We start from the raw sequence: 1,519 nt of genomic DNA, 5'->3' as shown, positions 1-1,519 counted from the left end.
GCCGCACCGACTTCCAGGTGAAGTTGCGTGGCCTGCGGATCGAGCTCGGTGAGATCGAGACCGCGCTGACCGATATCGACGAGGTCGGCCAGGCCGTGGTGGTGCTGCGCTCGGACGCGCGCACCGGCGATCAGCTGGTCGGCTACCTGGTACCGGCCGCCGGCACCGCGATCGACACCGACGGACTGCGGGCCGGGCTGGCGGGTCGCCTGCCGTCCTATATGGTCCCCGCGGCCTTCGTCGTGCTCGATGCCTTCCCGCTGAACTCCAGCGGCAAACTGGACCGGCGAGCACTGCCGGAGCCGGTGTTCGCGGTGCGGTCCTTCCGGGCCCCGTCCACCCCGATCGAGGAGATCGTGGCGAACGTGTTCGCCGAGGTGCTCGGTGTGCAGCGGGTCGGCGCGGACGACGACTTCTTCGAACTGGGCGGCAACTCCCTGGTCGGTATGCAGGTCGCGGCCCGGATCGGCGCCGCGCTCGGCACCCAGGTCCCGGTCCGCGCGCTGTTCGAGGCGCCGACCGTGGCCGCGCTGGCGGTCCGGGCCGAACGGTCCGGCGACGCGGCGCGTCCGGCGCTGGTCGCCGGGCCGCGCCCGGAACTGGTACCGCTGTCCTACGCGCAGCAGCGCATGTGGTTCCTGAACCAGTACGACACCACGTCGGCGGCCTACAACCTGCCGATGGCCATCCGGCTCTCCGGCGCCCTCGACACCGCGGCGCTGCGCGCGGCGATGGGCGATGTGGTCGCCCGCCACGAATCACTGCGCACCCGGTACCCGGATCAGGGTGGCCGCCCGGTGCAGGTGGTGCTGCCCGCCGATCAGGTCGAACTGGATCTCGAACCGGTGCCGGTGGCGGCCGACGAGGTGACGGTGAAGGTCGCCGAACTGGCCTCGGCCGGTTTCGATGTGGCCGCCGCCGTACCGGTGCGGGCCCGGCTGTTCGAGGTCGCGCCGCGGGAATTCGTCCTGGTGGTGGTGACGCACCATATCGCCGGTGACGGTTTCTCGATGGCGCCGCTGGCACGGGACGTGGTGACCGCCTACGCGGCACGCGCCCAGGGCGAGCTGCCCGGCTGGGAGCCGCTGCCGGTCCAGTACGCCGACTTCACGCTGTGGCAGCGTGAAGTACTCGGCGCCGAGGACGATCCGGAATCGCCGATGGCCCGCCAGATCGCGTACTGGCAGGAAGCGCTGGCGGATCTGCCGGACGAACTGGTGCTGCCGACCGACCGTCCGCGTCCGGCCGTGGCCTCGATGCGCGGCGCCACCGTGCTCGCCGAACTGGACGCGGAGCTGGTGCGCGGCCTCAACAGTTTGGCCCGCGCCCGCGGCGCGTCGATGTTCATGGTGCTGCACGCCGGGCTGGCGGCCCTGCTGGCACGGATGTCCGGTACCGACGACATCGCGATCGGTACGCCGATCGCCGGCCGTGGTGAACAGGCCCTCGACGATCTGGTCGGCATGTTCGTCAACACCCTGGTGCTGCGGACAGCGGTCGGTTCCGGCGAATCCTTCGC

Annotated in this window: 1 protein-coding gene; it reads left to right on the top strand. The window is 71.4% G+C overall.

The features are described 5' to 3' along the window. Positions 1 to 1,519, top strand: a 1,519-nt coding sequence (locus tag ACWDU1_RS32290; protein ID WP_450004206.1) for a condensation domain-containing protein, incomplete at both ends; no start/stop codon positions are given.

It is taken from the genome of Nocardia sp. NPDC003345, from assembly GCF_053589395.1.
This window is presented reverse-complemented; position numbering and strand designations above follow the sequence as displayed.